Genomic DNA, 21,792 nt, shown 5'->3' on the forward strand with positions numbered 1-21,792 from the left:
GGTGGAATTCGATTGGGATGCGATCGGCGTCGAGCCGGGCGAGGGGCGCCACGTGGTGGTAGGGCTCTCGGGCGGGGTGGATTCGTCGGTGGCGGCCTGGCTTCTGAAGGAGCGGGGCTGGCGCGTGACGGGCGTGTTCATGAAGAACTGGGAGGACGATGACGACGAGGAGTATTGCTCCACGCGCCAGGACCTGATCGACGTGGTGAGTGTGTGCGATCTGCTGGGCATCGAGCTGGAAGTCGTCAATTTCGCCAAGGAGTACAAGGAGCGGGTCTTCTCCGAATTCCTCGCCGAATACGCCGCCGGCCGCACGCCGAACCCGGACGTGCTGTGCAACGCCGAGATCAAGTTCGCCTGTTTCCTCGATCATGCCATGGCGCTGGGGGCCGAGCGCATCGCCACCGGCCATTACGCTCAGGTGCGGCGCTGGGAGGACGAGGAGGGGGCGACGTATCAGCTTTTGAAGGCCGAGGACGGCACGAAGGATCAGAGCTATTTCCTCTACCGGCTCGACCAGGCGCAGCTTTCGCGCTCGATGTTTCCGCTGGGGCGGCTCTACAAGCGCGAGGTGCGCAGAATCGCCCGGGCGCTGGAACTGCCGGTGGCGGAGAAGAAGGATTCGACCGGGATCTGTTTCATCGGCGAGCGGCCGTTTCGCGAATTCCTGCAGCGCTATCTGCCGGCGCGCCCCGGCGAGATCCGCTCGCTCGACGACGGGCGCGTGCTGGGCACGCACCAGGGAGTGATGTATTACACCTTGGGGCAGCGCAAGGGACTGGGCATCGGCGGGGTGAAGGGCGGCGAGGATCCTGCCGAGCACGAGGCGTGGTACGTGGCGGCCAAGGACGTGGCGGCCAACGTGCTCTACGTGGTGCAGGGGCGCGAGCATCCGGCGCTGTGGCACGACCGGCTCACGGCGGTGCGCTGCCACTGGATCTCGGGCCGGGCGCCACACACGCATTGGGTGTATACGGCCAAACCTCGCTATCGTTCCCCCGATGCGCCCTGCGAGATCGAGCGGGTGGAAGGGGAGCGCGCCGAGCTCGTGTTCGCGCAGCCGCAGTGGGCACTCACGCCGGGCCAGAGCGTGGTGGTGTACGAGTCCCGCGTGTGCCTGGGCGGGGGGGTCATCGAGACGGTGGGGCAGCAGGAACCGATCGGGCGCTGAGCAAGGCGATCTGGCAGCGGTGCCGCGCAGCGGTGAGCGGCAGGATCAGCACGGCGGCGAAGAGTGCCGTGGCCATGTCCCACTGGGTGTCCCAGATGTCGCCCTGCATGGCGAGGAAGTGTTCGGCTTCGGCGCCGTAGGTCATGGCGGTGCCCCATTCGAGGAGTTCGTAGAAGGCGCTGAAGGCGAGCGCCACCGCCACGGCCAGGAATCCTTGCCAGCCCTTGCCGCGCACGATGGCCAGGCGCACGAAGAGCTCGCGGGCGAGCAGCGCCGGCGTGACTCCCTGCAGGAAATGGCCAAGGCGATCGTAAGGGTTGCGCTCCAGCGCGAGGAGCGCTTTGAGCCAGAATCCGAAGGGTGTCTGGGAATAAGTGTAGTGGGCGCCCACGAGCAGGAAGACCATGTGGATCGTGATGATCCCATAGAGCAGCGGCGTGAGGGGGAAGCGCCGGGCGGTGGTCAGCAGCAACGGCAGGGCGAGCACGACCGGCAGGGCTTCGAGCCACCAGGTGAGGCGATCGGCGGCTTCGTGCCAAGACCAGGCGAGCACCGGAAGCACGATGAGCAGGAGCGCGGCCAGGGGTTTGGGCGGGGTCATCGAGTGACGGGCTGATGGGGCGGCGTTCGCGCGACGGGGGGGGTCAGGCGACCAGCCGGTGCCGGGTGATGGCGAGCGCCCCCGTGGCGAAGTGTTCGCAGCGGGCGATGTAGTTCTGCGTGCTCTTGGGCATGGGGGTGCGGGCGCGGGTGATGTGTCCGATGAGTTCCTTGCCGTCGAGGATGAGGCGCTCGCCATCGGTGATGAGCAGCAGCTCGTCGCGCGAGGGCGGCGTGGAGAGCCTGGGTTTGTAGTTGGCGAGATTTTCTCCGGCCACGACGAAGTCGGCCCAGACGTCGAAGATTTCCTTGTCGGTGCGCAGCGTCTCGGTCTTGACCTTGGCGGCGCGGGCGTAGGCTTCGACGTAGGGGTTGATGCCCTGGAAGAAGGGGTGGGCGCCGATGGTGCGGCACATGACCTGAGCGATCCGGTCGATGTCGCGCATGGTCCAGGCGATCTTGAGGTAGCGGCTCTCGTAGAAGTCTTCGATGGGGATGGAGAAGGCGCGGAAGGGCTCGCCCCAGAGCTCGTCGATGCCTTCTTCGCCGCTGCGATGCAGCACGAGCCGCCCCAGGGAGAGAGCTTCCTGCAGGCAGCGGCCGCATTCGCGCATCAGTTCGTTGTCCGGCGTGATTTTGACGCCGAGCTCTTCGAGCTCGGTGAGCTTGGTGAAGATGTCGGTGGCGCGGTTGAAGAGCGCGCCGGCGAGCATCGCGCCCTTGACGCGCTTCTTCTGCGGGTCGGTTTCCGCCTGATAGGCCGCGCGGGCTTCATCGAGCCGTTTGCCAGGGATGTTGAGGCCGTGCTCGACGTGGTTGAAGAGGCGCCGGGTGAGGGCGGCGATGAGGGTGCGCTTGGCCTGGATCGTATCTTTGGGGATAGGGTACGTCTTGATCCAGTAGCCGTCGTAATAGACCCGTTCGACGCCGTCGATGACGCGCCGCGTGCCGTTGGGCGGAGAAGTGGTGCTGTCGTGGGCCATCGTTGCAAATTGTTTCTGGAAAAGAAGAAGTGTAATGCTGCGATTGATGCGTCGCAATAGGGGCGGATGGAAGGAGGGCATTCGCACCGGCTGGGGTGCGGTGCGGAGAAGGGGAAGAGCCGGTCGATGAGCGATTGGATGGCGCTTCAGTCGAGCAGTTCCGGATCGAGCACGACGCGCAGCACCGTCTCGACGTGGCCGTGGCGCTGGCGGCGTTTGAACCACCACAGGGCGCTGCGCCGGATGGACCAGGTGCTGTGCTGGCCGGCGAGTACGAGCGCGGCGATGCCGCCGAGGGTGGGTTGGTGGCCGACGATGAGGGTGGGGCGTTCGAGCTCGGGCCAGCCGATGGCGGCGAGCACGGCAAGGGGCGCGGCGCCGGGGGCGGCCTCGGGCAGGAGCTCGTAGTCCTGGGTCCAGGCTTCGAGCGTCTCACGGGCGCGGCGCGCGGGGCTGCAGCAGCGGCGCAGGTCTTCGGGGGCGTGCCGTTCCAGCCAGCGGGCGATGCGCTTGGCCTGACGGTGTCCGTGTTCGGTGAGGGGGCGGGCGAGGTCGTCTTGCCCGTCCTGGGCTTCGGCGTGGCGCCAGAGAAGAAGATCCATGTGCGTCATCCGGTGAGGTCGTCTTCGAGCCAGTCTTCGAGGCTGCCGAGGATCTCGGCGGTGTCGCGGGCGATGCGCTCGTGGTGCCAGGCAAGCAGCACGGCGGCGGCGAGCCGTTCTTCAGGATAGCGCTTTTGCCGCTGGACGAGTGCCTCTTGCGCCGCCTGCCAGTCCTGGGCGCGGCCGAGTACGTCGAGGGCCCGCTTGAGCCGGGCGAGCGCGCGGGCGGTGGCCTTGCCCTGCCACAGGGAACGGAAGAATTCCAGCCCATAGCGCAGTTTCTTGAGGGCGATGCGCAGCCGATGGCGCACGGCGGGGGAAGGGTCGCCGAGGTGGGCGGCCAGCCGTCGGCGGGCTTTCTTGCGCAGCGCTTCGAGCCGGTCACGGGCGAAGTGGCGCAGGTCGCTCGCGCGGATGAGGGCGTTGCCGGGCAGGGCTTCGAGCGCGGCGAGGAAGTCGAGCAGCACCCGGCCGTGGCGGCCGGGGTCGAGGCGGCCGCTGCGGCGGCGCAGGCGCTCGCGTTCGCTGGAGAGCCGAGCGGCGAGCTCGCCGAGGGCCTCGCGCTCGACGGGGCAACGTTCGAGGGCGGGGGTGAGCAGCTCGTCGAGGAGCACGTCGAGGTCGCGCAGCTGGCCGAGTTCGGCAGCGAGCTCGCCGAGGCGTTCGCGCCAGTGGCTGGCGAATTCGGGGCCGGTGACCGGTTCGAAGATCTGCAGCAGCGCCCGCAGCCGGCGCAGGGCGACGCGGATCTGGTGCAGGTATTCGGGGTCGTGGCGGTAAGGCAGCAGCGCCAGGTTGCCGCTCCAGTGGGCGAGCACTTCGTCGGCAAGGGCGCGCAGCGCCGCGAGGGGGTCGCCCTTGGCGTCGAGTTCGACTGCGACGGCCTTGACCGGCGCGGCCCAGGTGCCGGCGGCGAGCTGCATGGCGCGCTCGGCCTTGCTGCGGTTTTCGGGCCACAGGGAGAGATCTTGCGCCAGCGCCCGGGCGAGCGTCAGGAGTTCGGCGGCGGGGACTGCGTAGGCCTCGAGTTCGAGCTCATGGATCGGCAATTTCGCTGCGCCGGCTTCCAGTCGGCCGAGGTCGAGCGCGATCTCGATGTGCCCCTCGCCGCAGGGGAGTTCCCAGATCTCGCGGCGAAACCGGGTGCGAAAGCGCGGTTCGAGGCGCTCGCGGACTTTTTCCAGGCGCTCGCGCACAGCGTCGTCTTCGACGAAGGTGAAGTCGAACGTACCGGGCCAGGGAGCTTCCCATTCCTGGCGCGAGGAGAGCCCGCTGCGGCTGGGAGCGGCAGTTTTGACGGTGAGGAGTTTGCGTCCCGCCATCTGGCGCAGGCGCAGGGCGATGCCGTGGCGTGCGAGCGCTTCGTCTTCGGTGTCGTAGTAGGTGTTGTCCACACGCACCGGGGGATGGTGACGCGCCGTGGCGAGCAGAGGGTGCGCCCGCAGACGGGGGAGGTCGCCGCGGCGGATGCCGAGCTTGAGTTCGGTTTCGATGGTCATGACCGTTCTTGGTACCTCAGGTGAAGATTTGCCGCCACAGGGCGAGGACGGGTTCGCGCAGCGCCGCGGCTTCCCCTTCGGGGACGACGGCCGGAAGTTCGTCGAGGCGCTGGCGGTGCTGCAGACGGCGCAGTTCGCGGTAGGCGTCGGCGACCTGCCGGGCGAGCGCGGCGTCGATGAGGCCCATCTGCGCCGCACAGCGTAGCAGGGCGATGTTACCGGTGTTCGCGGTGAGTTCGGGGTGTTGGTGGGCGTGCGCGAGCACGAGGTATTGCACCAGGAATTCGACGTCGACGAGGCCGCCCGGGTCGTGTTTGAGGTGGAAGAGCCCCGGGCGGGAGGGGTGGGCGTCGCGCATCTTCTGCCGCATGGCGAGCACTTCTTCCCTGAGCTTGGCGGGCTCGCGCGGCAGGCAGAGGATCTCGCGGCGGATGGCTTCGAAGCGCGCGCCGAGCTCCGGGTCGCCGGCGCAGAAGCGGGCGCGGGTGAGCGCCTGGTGTTCCCAGGTCCAGGCTTTCTCGCGCTGATAGCGGTGGAAGCCTTCGAGAGGAGTGACCGGCAGCCCCGCTTCGCCGTCGGGGCGCAGGCGCAGGTCGACTTCGTAGAGGATGCCGGCGGCGGTGCGCGTGGAGAGCCAGGTGTTGAGGCGCTGGGCGGTGCGGGTGTAGGTTTCGAGTGCGTCGGGGTGGGGGTCGTCGAAGAGGTAGACGAGGTCGAGATCGGAGACGTAGCCCAGTTCCTTGCTGCCGAGCTTGCCATAGGCGATCACGGCGAAGCGCGGGGTGTCGGTGTGGCGGCGGCGCAGCTTGCGCCAGACGTAGCGCAGGCTGAGCTCGAGCAGGGTGTCGGCGAGCGCCGAGAGGTGATCCGAGAGGCGCTCCACCGTCAGCCGGCCGGCGAGGTCGCGCATGAGCAGGCGAAAGGCTTGGGCGTGGTGATGCTCGCGCATCAGGTCCATCTGGCGCTCGGCGTCGGGTTCGAGGGCGTCGAGCAGACGCTCGAGCTCGCGCGCGAAAGCGGGCCAGTCGGGTTCTTCGTCGAGGTGGCGCTCGTCGAGGAGTTCGTCGAGCAGAATGGGGTGGCGCGAGAGGTAGGTGGCGGCCTGACGCGCCGCGCCGACGAGTTCGGCCACGCGGCGCAGCGCCTGCGGGTATTCCTGCAGCAGCGAGAGGTAGGCGCTGCGCCGGCCGATGGCTTCGAAGAGATCGAGGAGGCGTTCGAGCACGTCGTCGTGTTTGGGATGTGCGGCGGCGATGTCGATGGCGCGCGGCAGCAGGGCTTCGAGCCGGTTGCGGTCGGCTGCGGTGAGCGCGCGGGTGCGCGGCGAGGCGCGGAAGGCGTCGAGGCGTCGGGCGAGTTCGGCGGACCGCGTGAAACCGCGTTCTTGCAGGCAGTGTTCGAGTTCGTCGACGGCGGCACTGAGTACCGGTACGGCCACGGTGGTGCTTTGCTCTTCGTGCCCGAAGACGTGGGTGAATTCGGCGGCGACGCGCTCGCGGTGGCGCTCGAGTTCGCGCGCGAAGGCGCTCCAGTCGGGGTAGCCCATCGCCTGGGCGAGCAGCGTGCGTTGGTTTTCGTCGCGCGGCAGGCGGTGGGTCTGGGCGTCTTCCCAGTATTGCAGGCGGTGTTCGACACGGCGCAGGAAAACGTAGGCTTCGTCGAGCGCCGCGGCGGTTTCTGCGGGCAGGATGCCGCGCTCGGCGAGCCGGCGCAGTACCTGGCGCGTGGGGCGGATCTGCAGTTCGGGGTCGCGGCCACCGCGGATGAGCTGATGCACCTGGGCGATGAACTCGATCTCGCGGATGCCGCCGGGGCCGAGCTTGACGTCGTCGAGCCGATCCTGGCGCATCACTTCGTGACGGATCTGGGCATGCAGCGCCCGCATGGCTTCGATCGCGCCGTAGTCGAGGTATTTGCGAAAGACGAAAGGGCGCACCAGGGCTTCGAGTTCCTGCCAGCGCTCGCCGCGCAGCACGCGCCCCTTGATCCAGGCATAGCGCTCCCATTCCCGCCCCTGAGTGAGGAGGTAGTCTTCGAGCATGTCGAAGGAACATACGAGCGGCCCCGAGTCGCCGTGCGGACGCAGGCGCATGTCGACGCGGAAGACGAAGCCGTCGGCGGTGGGGGCGCTGAGGAGGTGGATGAGGCGCCGGCCGAGCCGCTCGAAGAATTCGAAGTTGCTGAGGATCTTGGGACCGGCGGTGTCGCCGTCTTCGGGGTAGAGGAAGACGAGGTCGATGTCGGAGGAGACGTTGAGCTCGCGCCCGCCGAGCTTGCCCATGCCGACGACGAGCAGTTCCTGTTCCCAGCCGGAGGAGGAGAGCGGGCGGCCGTGGCGCTCGATGAGATGCTCGAAGGCGTGGTCGTGGGCCGCTTCCAGGGCGACTTCGGCCAGCGTGGTCATGGTGCCGGTGACTTCGTCGAGGTTGGCTCGCCCGGCGAGGTCGCGCAGCGCCACGTGCGCGAGCACCCGGGCGCGCAGTCGGCGCAGGGAGGCTTCCAGCCGTTCGTCGGGGTCGAACGGCAGCGGACCGGGCGGGTCGGTAAGGAACGCCTGCATCGCCTCGCGGTCGATGGGGGAGTCGAGCGTGGCGGCCAGATGCTCCGCGAGCCAGGGACGGGAATCGAGCAGCCGCGCGAGAAAGGGGCTGTAACGGAGGGTTTCGGCGTAGGGGGCGGGCAGGGTCTGCATGACAGGCTCGGGTGGGCGTCCGTTACAATGCGGGCTGTATCCATTGTAGTGTATTGCGATAGCGGAGGGTTCGGGGTTTGAGGATCGCAACGGGAGTGCGCAGGCTAGGGATCGCGGCGGCGATGCTCGTAGGCGTCGCGGCGGTGCTGATGGTGATGCTGCTTGCGGCGTTGCGGTTCTGGCTGTGGCCGGAGCTCGACCGCTGGCGCGAGGCGCTGGTGCGCGAGCTTTCGGCGCGTAGCGGGATGCAGGTCTCGGTCGGCCGTCTGGAAGGGCAATGGAACGGCTGGTGGCCGGTAGCGGTGGCGAACGACGTGCAGGTTCATACCGACGGGGCCGAGGCCTCGCTGCCGCTCGTGCAGGTGACCCTGGGCGGAGGGTGGGAGGCGTGGCGCAGCGGCAAGGGGGTGGTGCAGATCCTCGTGCCGGCGGCGCAGGTGCGGGTGGACGATGCGGCGGCGCTGAAGCAGCGGCTGCAGGCTGGGGGCGCTGCGCCAGCGTCGGGTTTGCCGACGGGGGTGAGCGTCGAAGTGGGCGAAGCGCGGCTCGCGTGGCGGCGCGACGGCCAGGAGGCGCACGCCCGTGGGTCGCTGGCGCTGGCGCTAGGGGTGTGGGGCTGGCAGGCGGGGTTCGAGGGCGAGGCGCCTGGGGCGGTGCGGCATGCGTCGGTGCTGCTTTCCGGTTCACGCCTGGGGCGGGTGGAGGCGCATTTCGACCTGAAGGAGATCGGCGGCGAGTCGCTTGCGCTGTGGTGGCCGCAGGCGGCGGGCCTGCGCCCCGAAGGATCGGCCTCCGGCGTCGTGGTCTTGGGTGGCCAGAACCTGCAGTCGTTCGACCTCACCCTGGAAAAAGTGGGCTGGGCGGCGGTGGGAGATTCCTTTGGCGTGCGCGGCGTGAGCGGGCGCATCGCAGGGGATCGCGCGGGGGGCGAATTCGCGCTGTCGGTCGCGCAAGGGGCGATGAGCTGGCCGGCGGTGTGGCCGCGGCTCGAGACGGTGGCGGTACCCGAGGGCGTGATCCAGGGGCGTTGGGCGTACGACGGCAACGGCTACGACCTGACGCTGGAGGAAGGGCGGCTGCGCACCGAGGATTTCACCGCGCGGGTATCGGGGCGTTACCGCCTGGCGCGTGCGGGCGACGTGGCCGATCTGCAAGGTTCGCTCGACGAGGTGGCGCTCGATCGCTTGGTGCGCTATCTGCCGGGCGGCGCGGTGGGACCGCGGCTGCAGGGATGGCTGCGCGATGCCTTGGTGGCCGGCAAGCTCTCGGCGGTGGAGTTTCGCCTGCGCGGGCCGCTCGCCGAGTTTCCCTTCCGCGGCAACGGCGGGGAGTTCTGGCTGCGCCTGCCGCTCGAAGGGGTGACGCTGCGCTTTGCGCCGCAGTGGCCGGAATTCGAGCAGGTGAAGGGGGTGGTGACCTTCGATCGGGGAGCGGTGGCGATCGAGGTGGCCCAGGCGCACGCCCAAGGGGTGCGGTTCGGGCCGATCCACGCCTTCATTCCTGCGTTCGACGCCGAGATTCCGGTGCTGACGCTGACGGGCGAAGCCGAGGGGCCGTGGTCGGCGTTTCTGCGCTATGCCGCCGCCAGTCCTTTGCGCCAAGATTTGCCGCTCTCGGCTCTGCAGGCGGTGCAGCTGGAGGCGAAGACGGCGCTGCGCCTGGGGCTGACGATGCCATTCGCTGGCGATCTCGCTTCGGGGGTGAGCGGGTCGCTGACGTTCTCCGAGGGACGGATCCCGGCGCAGGTGACGGGCTGGCCGATCGAGCAGATTCGCGGCGAGGTAGTGTTCGACGGGCAGGGCGTGCGCTCGGCGCAGGCCGCGGGCAAATGGTGGGATGCGCCGGTGACGGCGAAATGGCTGGGGGGCGATCCGCCGAAGCTCGCCTTGCAGGGATCGTTCTCGGCAGCGCAGCTCTCGGCCGTATTCGGGAAACTGCCCCTGTCCGGTTCGACGGCGGTGAGCGGGACGATGAGCTTCGCCAGGGATGGGCCGGCGCTGGTGCTCACCTCCGATCTCACGGGCATGGGCTCGGACCTGCCGCCGCCCCTGGACAAACCTGCCGGGGTGCGCTGGCCGAGCCGGGCGGAGTTCAAGTTTTTGCCTGTAGGCATGGAAGTAAAAGCGCAGCTCGACGATCGCCTGCGTTTCGTGCGCGCGCGCGACGGCGCCTGGGCGGCGGCGGTGGGAGCGGTGGATGCGCCGCCGGCACCGCGCAAGGGCGGCATGCTGCAACTTGCCGCCTCCGAGCTCGACCTGGATCGTTGGCTGGCCGTGACCGATGACATCGGCGATGGGGGAGGGGGAACGGCGTTTGCCGCACTGCAGGTGGATGCGGCGGCGGCCCGTTTCCTTGGGCGGCATTGGCATCGCGTGCACGTGCAGGGCGAGAGCAAGGGGCCCGTCTGGTCGCTGGCACTGACCGCCGACGAAGCCCAGGGGAACGTGCGCGTGACCTTGGGCAGGGAGGGGGCCGAGCGCGTCGAAGGGCGGTTCGCGAAGCTGATGATGCCGGAGGCGGAAGAGGGGGGGCAAGCCCCGCCGGAAGGGCGCCTGCCGGCCTTCGATCTCACGGTCGATCGCTTCGGCTTGGGCGAACGCTGGCTGGGGGCATTGGCGCTGCGCGCGAGCCTCGCGCCGGGAAGATGGTCGCTCGATGCGCTCACGCTGGAGGTGCCAGCGGTGTTTCGCATCGACGCGAGCGGTGTGTGGCGCGATGGCGAGCGGCCGCAGACCGAGTTTGCCACGAAGATGACGATCGAGGATGCGGGCAAGACGGTGCGGCATTGGTTCGATACCGCCGGGCTCAAGGGAGGAAAGGGGCAGGTGACGGCCCAGTGGCGCTGGCCGGGTTCGCCGCTCGGTTTCGATCTCTACAAGGTGGCCGGACGAGGGGAGATCGAGATCGTCAACGGGCGGTTCGAGGAGATCGAGCCTGGGGTGGGGCGCTTGCTGGGGATCTTGAGCCTGCAGAGCCTGCCGCGGCGTTTGTTGCTCGATTTTGGTGACGTGTTTGCCAAGGGGATGGCCTTCGATCGCCTGTACGGGGGCTTTGCCCTCAACGATGGCTACCTGACGACGGGAAACCTGCGCATCTCGGCGCCGAGCGCGACGGTGGAGATGGTCGGCATGGTGGATTTGCGCAAGCAGACGCAAGAGCTGGACGTGACGGTGGTGCCCCAGTTGTCGGACAGCACGGCGGTGGCCGTGGGCATCGCCAATCCGCTCGCCGGGGCGGTGGCGTTCATCGGGCAGAAGCTTCTGGGCGATCCTTTCGGGCGGATCTTGGGGCGGCGGTTTCATGTGACGGGCCCATGGTCGGAGCCCGAGGTCAAACCCCTGGAACCCGTTCCGGTGGAAGGAGAGGGAGGGAAGTGATGGACAAGGAGAAGGAACGCCCGTCCTTGCGCGCCGCGGCGCTGCAGATGGTGTCGACGCCGCGCGTGGCGGACAATCTGGCCACTGCCGAACGGCTGCTGGAGCTGGCCGTAGACAGCGGTGCGAGGCTCGCGGTGCTGCCAGAGTATTTCGCCATCATTTCAGCCGATGCGCGTGAGAAAGTACGCCTGCGCGAGCGCTTCGGCGCCGGGCCGATCCAGGATTGGCTGGCGCGGCAGGCGGCGCGCCTGGGGCTATGGATCGTGGGCGGAACGGTGCCGCTGGAAGCGGACGTGCCCGACAAGGTGCGCAATGCCTGCCTCGTCCATGCTCCGGACGGGCGCTGCGTGGCGCGCTACGACAAGATCCATCTCTTCGGCCTGCGCCACGGTGAGGAAGTCTACGACGAGGGAGAGACGATCGAGCCGGGCGAGGCGGTGGTCACCGTCGACATCGAAGGCTGGACGGTGGGGCTGTCCATCTGCTACGACCTGCGTTTTCCGGAACTCTATCGCGCCATGGGGCTCGTGGACCTCATCGTGCTGCCGGCGGCCTTCACCTGGACCACGGGCCGGGCGCACTGGGAGGTGCTGCTGCGCGCCCGGGCGATCGAGAATCAATGCTATGTGCTCGCCGCGGCGCAAGGGGGACGGCACGAGGCGGGACGGCGCACCTGGGGGGATTCGCTCTTCGTCGATCCATGGGGCGAGGTGCTCGCCAGTCTGCCCGAAGGGGAAGGCGTGGTGCAGGGAACGCTGCGGCGCGAGCGACTCGACGAGGTCCGCGCGAGGCTGCCGGCGTGGCAGCACCGGCGTGAAGGATCATTCATCAGGAGAGTGTACGCATGAAGGAAATGGCGGAGGTGAAGGAAGTAAAGGTCGACGCGCTGGCGCTGGCCGAAGAGCGGCTGCTCGAGGCCAATGGATTGAGGCTGGAGGACGTGTCTTCGACCTTGTCACAGGTGCAGACCCACGCCGTGGATGAGGCGGACGTGTATTTCCAGCTGCGCCACGTGGAGAGTTGGTCCCTCGAAGAGGGGATCGTGAAGTCCGGCGCCTTCTCCATCGAGCAGGGCGTGGGGGTGCGGGCGATCGCCGGGGAGAAACAGGCGCTCGCTTATACCGACGACCTGCGACCGGCCTCGCTCCTGGAGGCGGCGCGCACGGTGCGCGCGGTCGCCGCACTCGGACAGGCGCGGCGGGTGGACCTGCGCCGCGACGCGTTGCCGCCGGCGCGCTACCCGGCCGTCGATCCGGTGGGAACCCTGCCCGCGCCAGAGAAGGTGCGGCTGTTGGAGCGGCTGGAAGCGAAGGCGCGCGCCTTGGATGCCCGCGTCGAGCAGGTGATGGCGGGGCTCGCCGCTTCGTGGGAGACGGTGCTTGTTGCCCGCAGCGACGGAACGCTTGCCGCCGACTTGCGCCCGCTCGTGCGTCTGTCGCTCACCGTCATCATGTCGCAGGACGGGCGGCGCGAGAGCGGCTCGAGCGGCATGGGCGGGCGCTATGGCCTTACCGCCTTCGACGAGGCGGCGCTCGAGCGCCTTGCCCGCGAGGCGGTGCATCAGGCACGGGTGAACCTGGAGGCGCGGCCGGCTCCGGCTGGCGTCTTCACGGTGGTGCTCGGACCCGGCTGGCCGGGCGTGCTGCTGCACGAGGCGGTGGGGCACGGCCTGGAAGGGGATTTCAACCGCAAGGGGACTTCGGCCTATAGCGGGCGGATCGGCGAGCGGGTGGCCGCTCCGGGTGTGACGGTGGTCGACGATGGGACCTTGCCGCTGCGCCGCGGCTCGCTCACCCTCGACGACGAGGGCACACCCACCCAGCCGACCGTGCTCATTGAGGATGGCATCCTCGTGGGCTACATGCAGGATCGCCTCAACGCCCGGTTGATGGGCATGAAGCCCACCGGCAACGGGCGGCGCGAGTCCTACGCCTACGGGCCGATGCCTAGAATGACGAACACCTACATGCTCGCGGGGGCGCACGACCCCGAGGAGATCCTCGCCTCGGTCGAGCGCGGCATCTACGCGGTCAATTTCGGCGGCGGACAGGTCGACATCACTTCCGGTAAGTTCGTCTTTTCCATGTCGGAAGCCTACTGGGTGGAAGACGGGAAAGTGTGCTACCCCATCAAGGGCGCGACCTTGATCGGCAGCGGCCCCGAGGTGATGCAGCGCGTCTCGATGATCGGCACCGATCTCGCGCTGGATCCGGGCATCGGCACCTGCGGCAAGGACGGGCAGAGCGTGCCGGTGGGGGTGGGTCAGCCGACGCTGCGCGTGGAGGGCATCACCGTCGGAGGGACGCAGGGCTGAGCTCGGGCTGGCGATACTTGCGCCAGGTCGCCAGCACCGCGTTGGGGTACTCGGGCCGCCCCAGACTGCCGTTGTAGCGCCCCAGCGCGCGGTAGAGGTCGCCTTTTTCGAGGTCGAGATAGTGGCGCAGGATGGTGCAGCCATAGCGCAGGTTGGTGCGCAGGTGAAAGAGGTTGTGCTGCGGGGTGCCGATGAGCCCGACCCAGAAGGGCATCACCTGCATGTAGCCGTGCGCCCCGGCCGTGGAGACGGCGTATTTGCGAAAACCGCTCTCCACCTCGATGAGGCCGAGCACCAGTTCCGGGTCGAGCCCGGCGCGGGCGGATTCGTAGTAGACGGTGGCGAGCAGCTCCTCGCGCTCGGCCGGGTCGGGAACGCGGCGGGCGAGCCGCTCGCTTTGCGCATCGATCCAGCGCGCGGCAAGCGGATCGCGGCGGATGCGCTCGGGGGCGACGGGAGCGTCGGCGACGATGGCCGAGAGCGCCTCGCGCACGCTGTCGGCGAGCGGTTCGTAGATCTGGGCGCCTGCCTGCGTCGTGACGGGGGCGAGCGCGGCGAGCAGGAGCGCCGCCGCGAGCAGGAATCTGGCCGCGGACCGGGAGAAAAAGCGCGGGTGAGACGGCGTTTGCATCATCGGGCACCGGATTCCTGGCCGGGAACGCCGCCCCTCGTCAAGACGATCATTCGGTGAGGGTCGGTTTTTGCCGCGGATCGTGCGACGCGCACGAAAACGCTCAGCGCGGCGCGCGTTTCTCCGCCGCGATCGAAGCGGCGAGTTCGGCCACGACGTCGCCGATGGGAAGCGTGCGCGCTTCGCGCTCGCGGCGGTGCTGCACTTCGTATTGGCCGGCGGCGAGCCCTCGCTCGCTCACCACCACCCGCCAGGGCACGCCGACGAGTTCCCAGTCGGCGAACATGGCGCCGGGACGTTCGTTGCGATCGTCGAGCACGACGTCGAGGCCGGCAGCGAGACAGTCGCGGTAGATCGCTTCGGCCGCTTCCGCCACCATGGGGGATTTGGCCGCGCCGATGGGGCAGATGACGACTTCGAAGGGGGCGATGGCCGCAGGCCAGAGGATGCCGCGCTCGTCGTGGTTCTGTTCGATCGCCGCGCCCAGGATGCGGGAGACGCCGATGCCGTAGCAGCCCATCTCCATCGGGCGTTCGCGCCCCTCGGCATCGAGGAAGGTGCAGTGCATCGCCTCGGAGTACTTCGTGCGCAGCTGGAAGATGTGGCCAACTTCGATGCCGCGGCAGATCTCGAGCGTGCCCTTGCCGTCGGGCGAAGGATCGCCGGCGACGACGTTGCGCAGGTCGGCCACTTCCGGTTCGGGGAAATCGCGGCCGAGGTTGGCGCCGGTGTAGTGGTGCTCGTCCTCGTTGGCTCCGATCACGAAGTCGGCCATCTTGGCCACGGTGCGGTCGGCGATGATTCGGCCGGTGAAGCCGACGGGCCCGAGAGATCCCGGCCCGGCGCCGAACGCGGCGCGGATGGCCGCCTCGTCGGCGAAAGTGAGCGGGTTCTTGATGCCCGGAAGTTTCTGCGCCTTGATCTCGTTGAGTTCGTGGTCGCCGCGCAGGAGCAAGAGCACCGGGGCGCCGTCTTCCCCTTCGACGACGATCGCCTTGACGGTGCGCTCGATGGGGATTTTGAGGAAATCGACCAGATCGGCGATGGTCTTCACCCCCGGGGTATGCACCTTGACGAGCGGCTCGCCCGGTGCGGGGCGCGGCCCGGCCGGAGGCAACGCTTCGGCTAGTTCGACGTTGGCCGCATAGTCGGAGGCGGGGCAATAGGCGATGTCGTCCTCGCCGGTGTCGGCGATGACGTGGAATTCGTGCGACCCGGTGCCGCCGATGGAACCCGTGTCGGCCGCCACGGCGCGAAACTTCAGCCCCAGCCGGGTGAAGATCCGCGTGTAGGTGTCGTACATGTTGCGGTATTCGCGCTCGAGATCGGTGAAATCGGCATGAAACGAGTAACCGTCTTTCATGATGAATTCGCGCGCGCGCATCACGCCGAAGCGCGGGCGGATCTCGTCGCGGAACTTGGTCTGGATCTGGTAGAAGTGCCGCGGCAGCTGGCGGTAGCTCTTGACGTCGCGGCGCACGAGCTCGGTGATGACCTCTTCGTGCGTGGGGCCGAGCACGAAGTCGCGCTGGTGCCGGTCCTTGAAGCGCAGCAGCTCCGGACCGTAGTGTTCCCAACGCCCCGATTCCTGCCACAGCTCCGCCGGTTGCACCACCGGCAGGAGCACCTCGACGGCGCCGGCACGGTTCATCTCTTCGCGCACGATGGCTTCGACCTTGCGCAGGCTGCGCAAGCCCAAGGGGAGCCAGGTATAGATACCGGCGGCGATGCGCCGGATCATGCCGGCGCGGATCATGAGTTTCTGGCTGACGATCTCGGCGTCGGCCGGGGCTTCCTTGAGCGTGACGAGGTGGGCGTGGCTGGCTTTCATCGGTTCGCATCGGCGGCTGGAGGATTGGCGGCGATTGTAGCAGAGCCTTCCCGCCGCAGGACTTCCAGGGTATAGCGCGCGATCATCGCTTCTTCGTTGGTGGGTACCACGGCAAGGGCCACGCGGCTATCCGGCGCGTCGATGCGCCCGGCGATGCCGGCGATACGCTCGTTCGCCTGGGGATCGAGCACGGCGCCGAGCCAGTCGAGCCGTTCGATCACGCGCGCGCGCACCGGCGCGGCATGCTCGCCGATGCCGGCAGTGAAGACGAGCGCGTCGAGCCCGCCGAGGGCGGCCGCGAGCGACCCGATCTCGCGTACCAGGCGGTAGCAGAAGAGCTCGACCGCTTCCCTGGCGTGCGGATCGTCGCTCGCGAGCAGCTCCCGCATGTCCTGGCTGATGCCGGATACGCCCAGCAGCCCCGATTCCTTGTAGAGCATGTGATCGACCTGGGTGACGCTCATGCCGCCGTATTCGATGAGGTGCAGCACGAGGCCGGGATCGATGCTGCCGCTGCGCGTGCCCATCATCAGCCCGTCGATGGTGGTGAATCCCATGGTGGTGGCCACGCTCTTGCCTTCGCGCAGGGCGCACAGCGAGGCGCCGTTGCCCAGGTGGGCAATGATCACCCGTCCCTTGGCACGCTCGGGGCCCAGGACTTCGGGCAGGCGACGGCTGACGTAATCGTAGGACAGGCCGTGAAAGCCGTAGCGCCGTATGCCCTCGTCGAAGAGCTTTCGCGGTAGAGGAAACATCTGGGCGAGTTTTGGCTGGGTGGTGTGGAAGGCCGTGTCGAAGCAGCCGACCTGGACCCAATCGGCGCGTCGTTCGAGCATGCGTTTGATCGGGCGCAGGTTGTGCGGCTGGTGCAGCGGGGCGAGCGGTACGAGTTGCTCCAGCTCCGTGACCATTTCGGGCGTGAGCCGCACGGGTTCGTGGAAGCGCGCTCCGCCGTGGACGATGCGATGCCCCGTGGCGAGGATCTTCACGTCGTCGACGTGGGTGCTTAGCCAGTCGACGAGGTGGGTGAACGCGTCTTCATGTTGCTGGTCGAGCGAGCCTGTCAGAGAAAGCGCGACCGTTTCGCTGGGGTTTTTGCCGCGGCGCACCCGCCAGCGGGGATGGGCCGTGCCGATGCCGTCGATCTGACCCCATACGTGGGGCGTTTCGACGATGGTGTCATCCTCGACGAGAAAGAGAGAGAATTTGACGCTGCTCGATCCGGCGTTGAGTGTGAGAAGGGCAGGACGTCGCATGGAATACCTCGGAGTCGGTCAGGAGGGAAGGCCGGTGGTGCGCTTGGCATGGGCGAGCACCTGGGCCACGGCGCAGGAAGCGGCGCGCGTCTCGGGCGTGTCGGCGCGGCTGGTGAGCACGATGGGGACCTTGGCTCCCAGCACGATGCCAGCCATCAGGGCATTGGCGAGGTATTCGAGCTGCTTGGCCACCATGTTGCCGGCTTCCAGGTCGGGCACGACGAGGATGTCTGCATTGCCCGCCACCGCCGAGCGGATGCCCTTGATGCGGGCGGCGACCTGCGAGACGGCGTTGTCGAAGGCGAGCGGCCCGTCGAGCAGACCCCCCTTGATCTGTCCCCGGTCGGCCATTTTGCACAGCGCCGCGGCGTCGATCGTCGAGCGGATCTTCGAGGTGACGGTCTCCACCGCCGAGAGGATGGCGACTTTCGGCTCGGCGATACCCAGCGCATGGGCGAGGTCGATGGCGTTCTGCACGATGTCGACTTTTTCCTCCAGCGTGGGTTCGATGTTGACGGCGGCGTCGGTGATCATCAGCGGCCGGGGATAGGTGGGCACGTCGGCGAGGAAGACGTGGCTGATGCGCCGCGCGGTGCGTAGCCCCTTCTCCTTGTCCACGACGGCCGACATGAGCTCGTCGGTGTGCAGCGACCCTTTCATGAGGGCTTCGGCCTTGCCCTCGCGGCACAGCTGCACCGCGACCTCGGCCGAGGCGTGCGAGTGCGGCGTGTCGATGATCTGCAATCCGGAGAGATCGGCGCCCAGCGCCTGCGCCGCGGCGAGGATTTTCGCCTTGGGCCCGACGAGGATGGGGCGGATGATGCCGGCTTGCATCGCCTCGAGCGCTCCGCCCAGCGAGGGTTCGTCGCAGGGGTGCGCCACGGCCACGGTAATCGGTTCGAGACCTTTCACCCGAGACATGATCTGGCGGTAGCGCAATTCCTTGTCGGTGACCGAAATCTCGGGCAGATGCAGCTTGGCGCAGCGGATCTTCTCCGTGGGGGCGATGACCTCGGCGATGCCATCGATTACCTTGAGACCGTCTTGATTGACGGCCAGACATTCGAAGACGACGTGGTGGTTCTGCGGATTCTTTTCCTTGACGGTGACGCTGGCGGTGAGCGTATCCCCCACGGCGATCGGGCGATGGAAACGCAGATCCTGGCGCACATAGACGGTGCCGGGGCCGGGGAGCTGGTTGCCGAGGATGGCCGAGAAGAGCGCTCCGCCCCACATGGAATGGCCGACCACTTCATGCGTGGGCCCTTGCTTGGCGAATTCGGGGTCGAGGTGGGTCGGGTTGACGTCGCCGGAGATGGCGGCGAAGAGCGGAATGTCCTGGGGGCGCAGCGTGCGCGTCAGCTGCGCCGTCTGGCCGATCTGGATTTCGTCGAAGGGGTGATTCTCGATGGTTTCGCTGGCGAGGGTCGTCATGGGCAGAACTCCGTTTTTTGCTCTGCAGCATTATAGGCGGGAAGGGCGGGCGATGCAGGTTTTGTAAGTCCGCAAGGGATCGGCGGAGGTCGGGCCCGGCGAACGCTGCCCTGCGGCCGCACCGGAGCTTATTCGAGTTGCACGAGGGTGTACGCGATAATTCCCTTTTCCCCGCCAAGGAAGGACGAAGATGGAAGTGGTGATCCTGGCCGCCGGCAAGGGTACGCGCATGCGCTCGCGGCTGCCCAAAGTGCTGCAGCCGCTCGCCGGCCGGCCGCTCCTGGCGCACGTGCTCGACACCGCCCGGGCCCTGAACCCGCGGCGCATGGTGGTGGTGATCGGGCACGAGGCGCAGCAGGTGCGCGCGGCATTCTCGGCACAGGGCGATCTCTCGTGGGTGGAACAGCACCCCCAGCTGGGTACGGGGCACGCGCTGCGCACGGCGCTACCCTCCCTCGGCCTGGAAGACATGGTGCTGGTGCTCTACGGCGACGTGCCGCTGCTGCGACCGCAGACGCTCGCCCGTTTGCTGGAAGCGGCCGAGGGCGGCCAGGCGCTGGCGATCCTCACCGCGCGGCTGCCCGATCCCCGGGGCTACGGGCGCATCGTGCGCGACGCGAGCGGGCGCATTTGCGCCATCGTCGAGGAAAAGGATGCCGATGCGAAGGTGCGCGCGATCGATGAGATCAACACCGGCGTGATGGTCTTGCCCGCTGCCCGCCTCCCCGGTTGGCTCGAGGCGCTCACCAACGCCAACGCCCAGGGCGAATACTATCTGACCGACGTCGTCGCTGCCGCGGTGCGCGAGGCCGTGCCGGTGATCGGCGTGGAGGCCGAGGATGCGACGGAAGTGGCCGGCGTGAACGACAAGGCGCAACTGGCCGAGCTCGAACGCCTCTATCAGCGGCGAGAGGCCGAGCGGCTCCTGCACGCCGGGGTGACGCTGCTCGATCCGGCGCGGCTCGAGGTGCGCGGCACGCTCGAGTGCGGCCTGGACGTGACGATCGACGTCGGCTGCATCTTCTCCGGCCACGTGGTGCTCGCCGACGGGGTGCGCGTGGGGCCGTACTGCGTGCTTTCCGACTGCACGGTGGGCGATGGGGCCGAGATCCGAGCTTTTTCCCACCTAGAAGGCGCTGAAATCGGCCCGCAGGCGGTGGTCGGCCCCTACGCGCGCCTGCGCCCCGGTACCCGGCTGGCGCAGGGCGTGCATGTAGGGAATTTCGTCGAAGTGAAGAATTCCTCCCTCGGGCCGGAGACGAAGGCGAATCATCTGGCCTATCTGGGGGATGCCGAGATCGGAGCGCGCGTCAACATCGGCGCGGGCACCATCACCTGCAACTACGACGGGGCGAACAAGCACCGCACGGTGATTGAGGACGACGCCTTCATCGGCAGCGACACCCAACTCGTCGCCCCCGTGCGGGTGGGGCGCGGCGCGACGCTCGGCGCGGGCACGACGCTCACGCGCGACGCGCCACCCGAGGCGCTCACCGTCTCCCGGGCGCCGCAGCGCACCCTTTCCGGCTGGCAACGGCCGACCAAGAAAAAGGAGTAGCACGATGTGTGGAATCGTCGCGGCCATCGGCCGCGCTTCGGTGGTGGACATCCTGCTCGACGGGCTGGCGCACCTGGAGTATCGGGGCTACGACTCGGCGGGACTGGCGCTGATCGACGGTGAAGGCCGAATCGCCCGCGCCCGGGTACAGGGGCGGGTGGCCCAGCTGCGCCGGCTGGTGGCCGAAGAAGGGCTGGACGGGCAGGTAGGCATCGCCCATACCCGCTGGGCCACGCACGGGGCGCCTTCCGAGCGCAACGCGCACCCCCACGTCTCGGGGACGGTGGCGGTGGTGCACAACGGCATCATCGAGAATTTCGCCGCCCTGCGCGCGCGCCTCGAAGCCGAAGGCTACGTCTTCACTTCCGAGACCGACACCGAGGTGATCGCGCACCTCGTGGCGAGCAAGCGCCGGGCCGGCGCGCCGCTCTTTGCCGCAGTGCAGGCGGCGATGCGCGAGCTCGAAGGGGCCTTTGCCATCGCGGTGCTCGACGCGGCCGTGCCGGGCGAGGTGGTGGTGGCGCGGCGCGGCTCCCCCCTCGTGCTGGGCTTGGGCGAAGAAGGTTTCTACGCCGCCTCCGACGTCTCGGCCCTGGTGGCGCACACGCGCCGCGTGGTCTATCTGGAAGAGGGCGACTGCGCCCGGCTCACGCTCGAGGGGGTGCAGATCGTCGACGAATCGGGTGAAACGGTGGAGCGGCCGGTGCGGCTCACTCACGTCACGGCCGACGCGGTGCAGCTCGCCGGCTACCGGCACTACATGCAGAAGGAAATCTTCGAGCAGCCCGAGGCGGTGGCCGACACCCTGGAAGCCGTGGCCGGCGGGGCGCGGCTCACCCCGGCGCTCTTCGGCCCCGAGGCCGAGAAGACCTTCGCCGCCATCGACCGGGTGCTGATCCTCGGCTGCGGCACGAGTTTCCACGCCGGCATGGTCGGGCGCTACTGGCTGGAAGAATATGCGGGCCTACCCACCACGGTGGAGATCGCCAGCGAATACCGCTACCGCGTCTCGGTGCCGGATGCGAAGACGCTGGTGGTGGCGATCTCCCAATCCGGCGAGACCGCCGACACGCTCGCCGCCTTGCGCCACGCCCAGGGCCGGGGAATGACGCAGACGCTGGCGATCTGCAACGTCCCCGAATCGGCCATCGTGCGCACGGCCAGGCTCGCCTTTCTCACCCGCGCCGGCCCCGAGATCGGCGTGGCCTCGACCAAGGCATTCACCACCCAGCTCACGGCGCTCGCGCTCCTTGCGCTCACGCTCGCCAAACAGCGCGGGCGGCTGCCCGAGGCGGTGGAAGCGAACCGGCTCGACGCCCTGCGCCGCCTTCCGGCAGCCCTCGGGCGGGTGCTGCAGCTCGAACCTCAGATCGAGCAGTGGGCGCAGCGCTTCGCCGAACGCCAGCACGCGCTCTTTCTCGGGCGCGGCACGCACTGGCCCATCGCCCTCGAAGGCGCGCTCAAGCTCAAGGAGATCAGCTACATTCACGCCGAGGGCTACCCGGCCGGCGAGCTCAAGCACGGGCCGCTCGCGCTCGTAGACCGCGAGATGCCCGTGGTGGCGGTGGCTCCGCGCGACGACCTGCTGGAGAAGCTCAAGTCCAACCTGCAGGAAGTGCGCGCCCGCGGCGCCGAACTCTTCGTCTTCGCCGAAGATGGCAGCGGTGTGGGCGGAGAAGAGGGCGTGCACGCCATCGTCGTGCCCTCGCACGACGCCATGCTCGCCCCCATCCTCCACGTGGTGCCGCTGCAGCTGCTGGCCTACCACGTGGCGCTCGTCAAAGGGACCGACGTGGACAAGCCGCGCAATCTCGCCAAGAGCGTGACGGTGGAGTGAGGGGTCG

At 68.5% G+C, this 21,792-nt stretch carries 15 protein-coding genes; 6 read left to right on the plus strand and 9 right to left on the minus strand.

Annotated elements, in window-relative coordinates; all coding sequences use genetic code 11:
- Position 1 precedes the first annotated feature (1 nt).
- A complete protein-coding gene (mnmA, locus tag ASC37_RS00390; RefSeq protein ID WP_269745008.1) occupies positions 2–1,171 on the plus strand; it encodes a tRNA 2-thiouridine(34) synthase MnmA in 1,170 nt (389 codons plus the stop codon).
- Here the strand turns inward: mnmA and ASC37_RS00395 are convergent.
- The 5 genes from ASC37_RS00395 to glnE form a co-directional block, all read right to left on the minus strand.
- On the minus strand, positions 1,131–1,772 hold the full coding sequence (locus ASC37_RS00395; RefSeq protein WP_055422476.1) for a DUF2238 domain-containing protein: 642 nt from the start codon (positions 1,770–1,772) through the stop codon (positions 1,131–1,133). The genes mnmA and ASC37_RS00395 overlap by 41 nt on opposite strands.
- Positions 1,773–1,815: 43 nt before the next feature.
- Positions 1,816–2,754, minus strand: a complete 939-nt coding sequence (locus ASC37_RS00400; RefSeq protein ID WP_055422477.1) for a hypothetical protein — start codon at positions 2,752–2,754, stop codon at positions 1,816–1,818.
- Positions 2,755–2,900: 146 nt separating this feature from the next.
- Positions 2,901–3,356 carry a SixA phosphatase family protein gene (locus ASC37_RS00405; RefSeq protein ID WP_055422478.1) on the minus strand — a complete coding sequence of 152 codons (456 nt, stop codon included), beginning with the start codon at positions 3,354–3,356 and terminating at the stop codon, positions 2,901–2,903.
- Positions 3,357–3,361: 5 nt separating this feature from the next.
- Positions 3,362–4,855, minus strand: coding sequence for a CYTH and CHAD domain-containing protein (locus ASC37_RS00410; RefSeq protein WP_055422479.1), 1,494 nt, complete (start codon positions 4,853–4,855; stop codon positions 3,362–3,364).
- Positions 4,856–4,871: 16 nt separating this feature from the next.
- Positions 4,872–7,547, minus strand: coding sequence for a bifunctional [glutamate--ammonia ligase]-adenylyl-L-tyrosine phosphorylase/[glutamate--ammonia-ligase] adenylyltransferase (gene glnE, locus ASC37_RS00415; protein ID WP_055422480.1), 2,676 nt, complete (start codon positions 7,545–7,547; stop codon positions 4,872–4,874).
- Between the two features lie 122 nt (positions 7,548–7,669).
- Between glnE and ASC37_RS00420 the strand changes: the two genes are divergently transcribed.
- Genes ASC37_RS00420 through tldD form a run of 3 tightly spaced genes read left to right on the plus strand, consistent with a single transcriptional unit; the run spans position 7,670 to position 13,238 of the window.
- The gene (locus ASC37_RS00420; protein ID WP_055422481.1) at positions 7,670–10,924 is read left to right on the plus strand and encodes a YhdP family phospholipid transporter; all 3,255 of its coding nucleotides are present in this window, start codon (positions 7,670–7,672) and stop codon (positions 10,922–10,924) included.
- On the plus strand, positions 10,921–11,772 hold the full coding sequence (locus ASC37_RS00425) for a carbon-nitrogen hydrolase family protein (protein ID WP_408646096.1): 852 nt from the start codon (positions 10,921–10,923) through the stop codon (positions 11,770–11,772). Before ASC37_RS00420 ends, ASC37_RS00425 begins: the two co-directional genes overlap by 4 nt.
- 5 nt (positions 11,773–11,777) lie before the next feature.
- Positions 11,778–13,238, plus strand: a complete 1,461-nt coding sequence (gene tldD / locus ASC37_RS00430) for a metalloprotease TldD (RefSeq protein WP_055422721.1) — start codon at positions 11,778–11,780, stop codon at positions 13,236–13,238.
- Here the strand turns inward: tldD and ASC37_RS00435 are convergent.
- From ASC37_RS00435 to ASC37_RS00450, 4 genes are all read right to left on the minus strand, one after another.
- Positions 13,213–13,869: a lytic transglycosylase domain-containing protein gene (locus ASC37_RS00435; protein WP_082438329.1), complete on the minus strand. Its 657-nt coding sequence runs from the start codon at positions 13,867–13,869 to the stop codon at positions 13,213–13,215. The genes tldD and ASC37_RS00435 overlap by 26 nt on opposite strands.
- Positions 13,870–13,972: 103 nt before the next feature.
- The gene (locus ASC37_RS00440) at positions 13,973–15,700 is read right to left on the minus strand and encodes a proline--tRNA ligase (RefSeq protein ID WP_055422483.1); all 1,728 of its coding nucleotides are present in this window, start codon (positions 15,698–15,700) and stop codon (positions 13,973–13,975) included.
- The gene (locus tag ASC37_RS00445; protein WP_055422484.1) at positions 15,697–16,956 is read right to left on the minus strand and encodes an acetate/propionate family kinase; all 1,260 of its coding nucleotides are present in this window, start codon (positions 16,954–16,956) and stop codon (positions 15,697–15,699) included. Before ASC37_RS00445 ends, ASC37_RS00440 begins: the two co-directional genes overlap by 4 nt.
- Positions 16,957–16,974: 18 nt before the next feature.
- The gene (locus ASC37_RS00450; protein ID WP_055422485.1) at positions 16,975–18,390 is read right to left on the minus strand and encodes a bifunctional enoyl-CoA hydratase/phosphate acetyltransferase; all 1,416 of its coding nucleotides are present in this window, start codon (positions 18,388–18,390) and stop codon (positions 16,975–16,977) included.
- A 190-nt stretch (positions 18,391–18,580) separates the two neighbouring features.
- On the opposite strand from ASC37_RS00450, the gene glmU reads away from it, so the two are divergent.
- Positions 18,581–19,948: a bifunctional UDP-N-acetylglucosamine diphosphorylase/glucosamine-1-phosphate N-acetyltransferase GlmU gene (gene glmU, locus ASC37_RS00455; protein WP_055422486.1), complete on the plus strand. Its 1,368-nt coding sequence runs from the start codon at positions 18,581–18,583 to the stop codon at positions 19,946–19,948.
- A gap of 4 nt (positions 19,949–19,952) precedes the next feature.
- A complete protein-coding gene (gene glmS / locus ASC37_RS00460) occupies positions 19,953–21,785 on the plus strand; it encodes a glutamine--fructose-6-phosphate transaminase (isomerizing) (protein WP_055422487.1) in 1,833 nt (610 codons plus the stop codon).
- The last annotated feature ends 7 nt before the right edge of the window (positions 21,786–21,792 follow it).

The sequence above is a fragment of the Tepidiphilus thermophilus genome, from assembly GCF_001418245.1.
GTDB lineage: Bacteria > Pseudomonadota > Gammaproteobacteria > Burkholderiales > Rhodocyclaceae > Tepidiphilus > Tepidiphilus succinatimandens.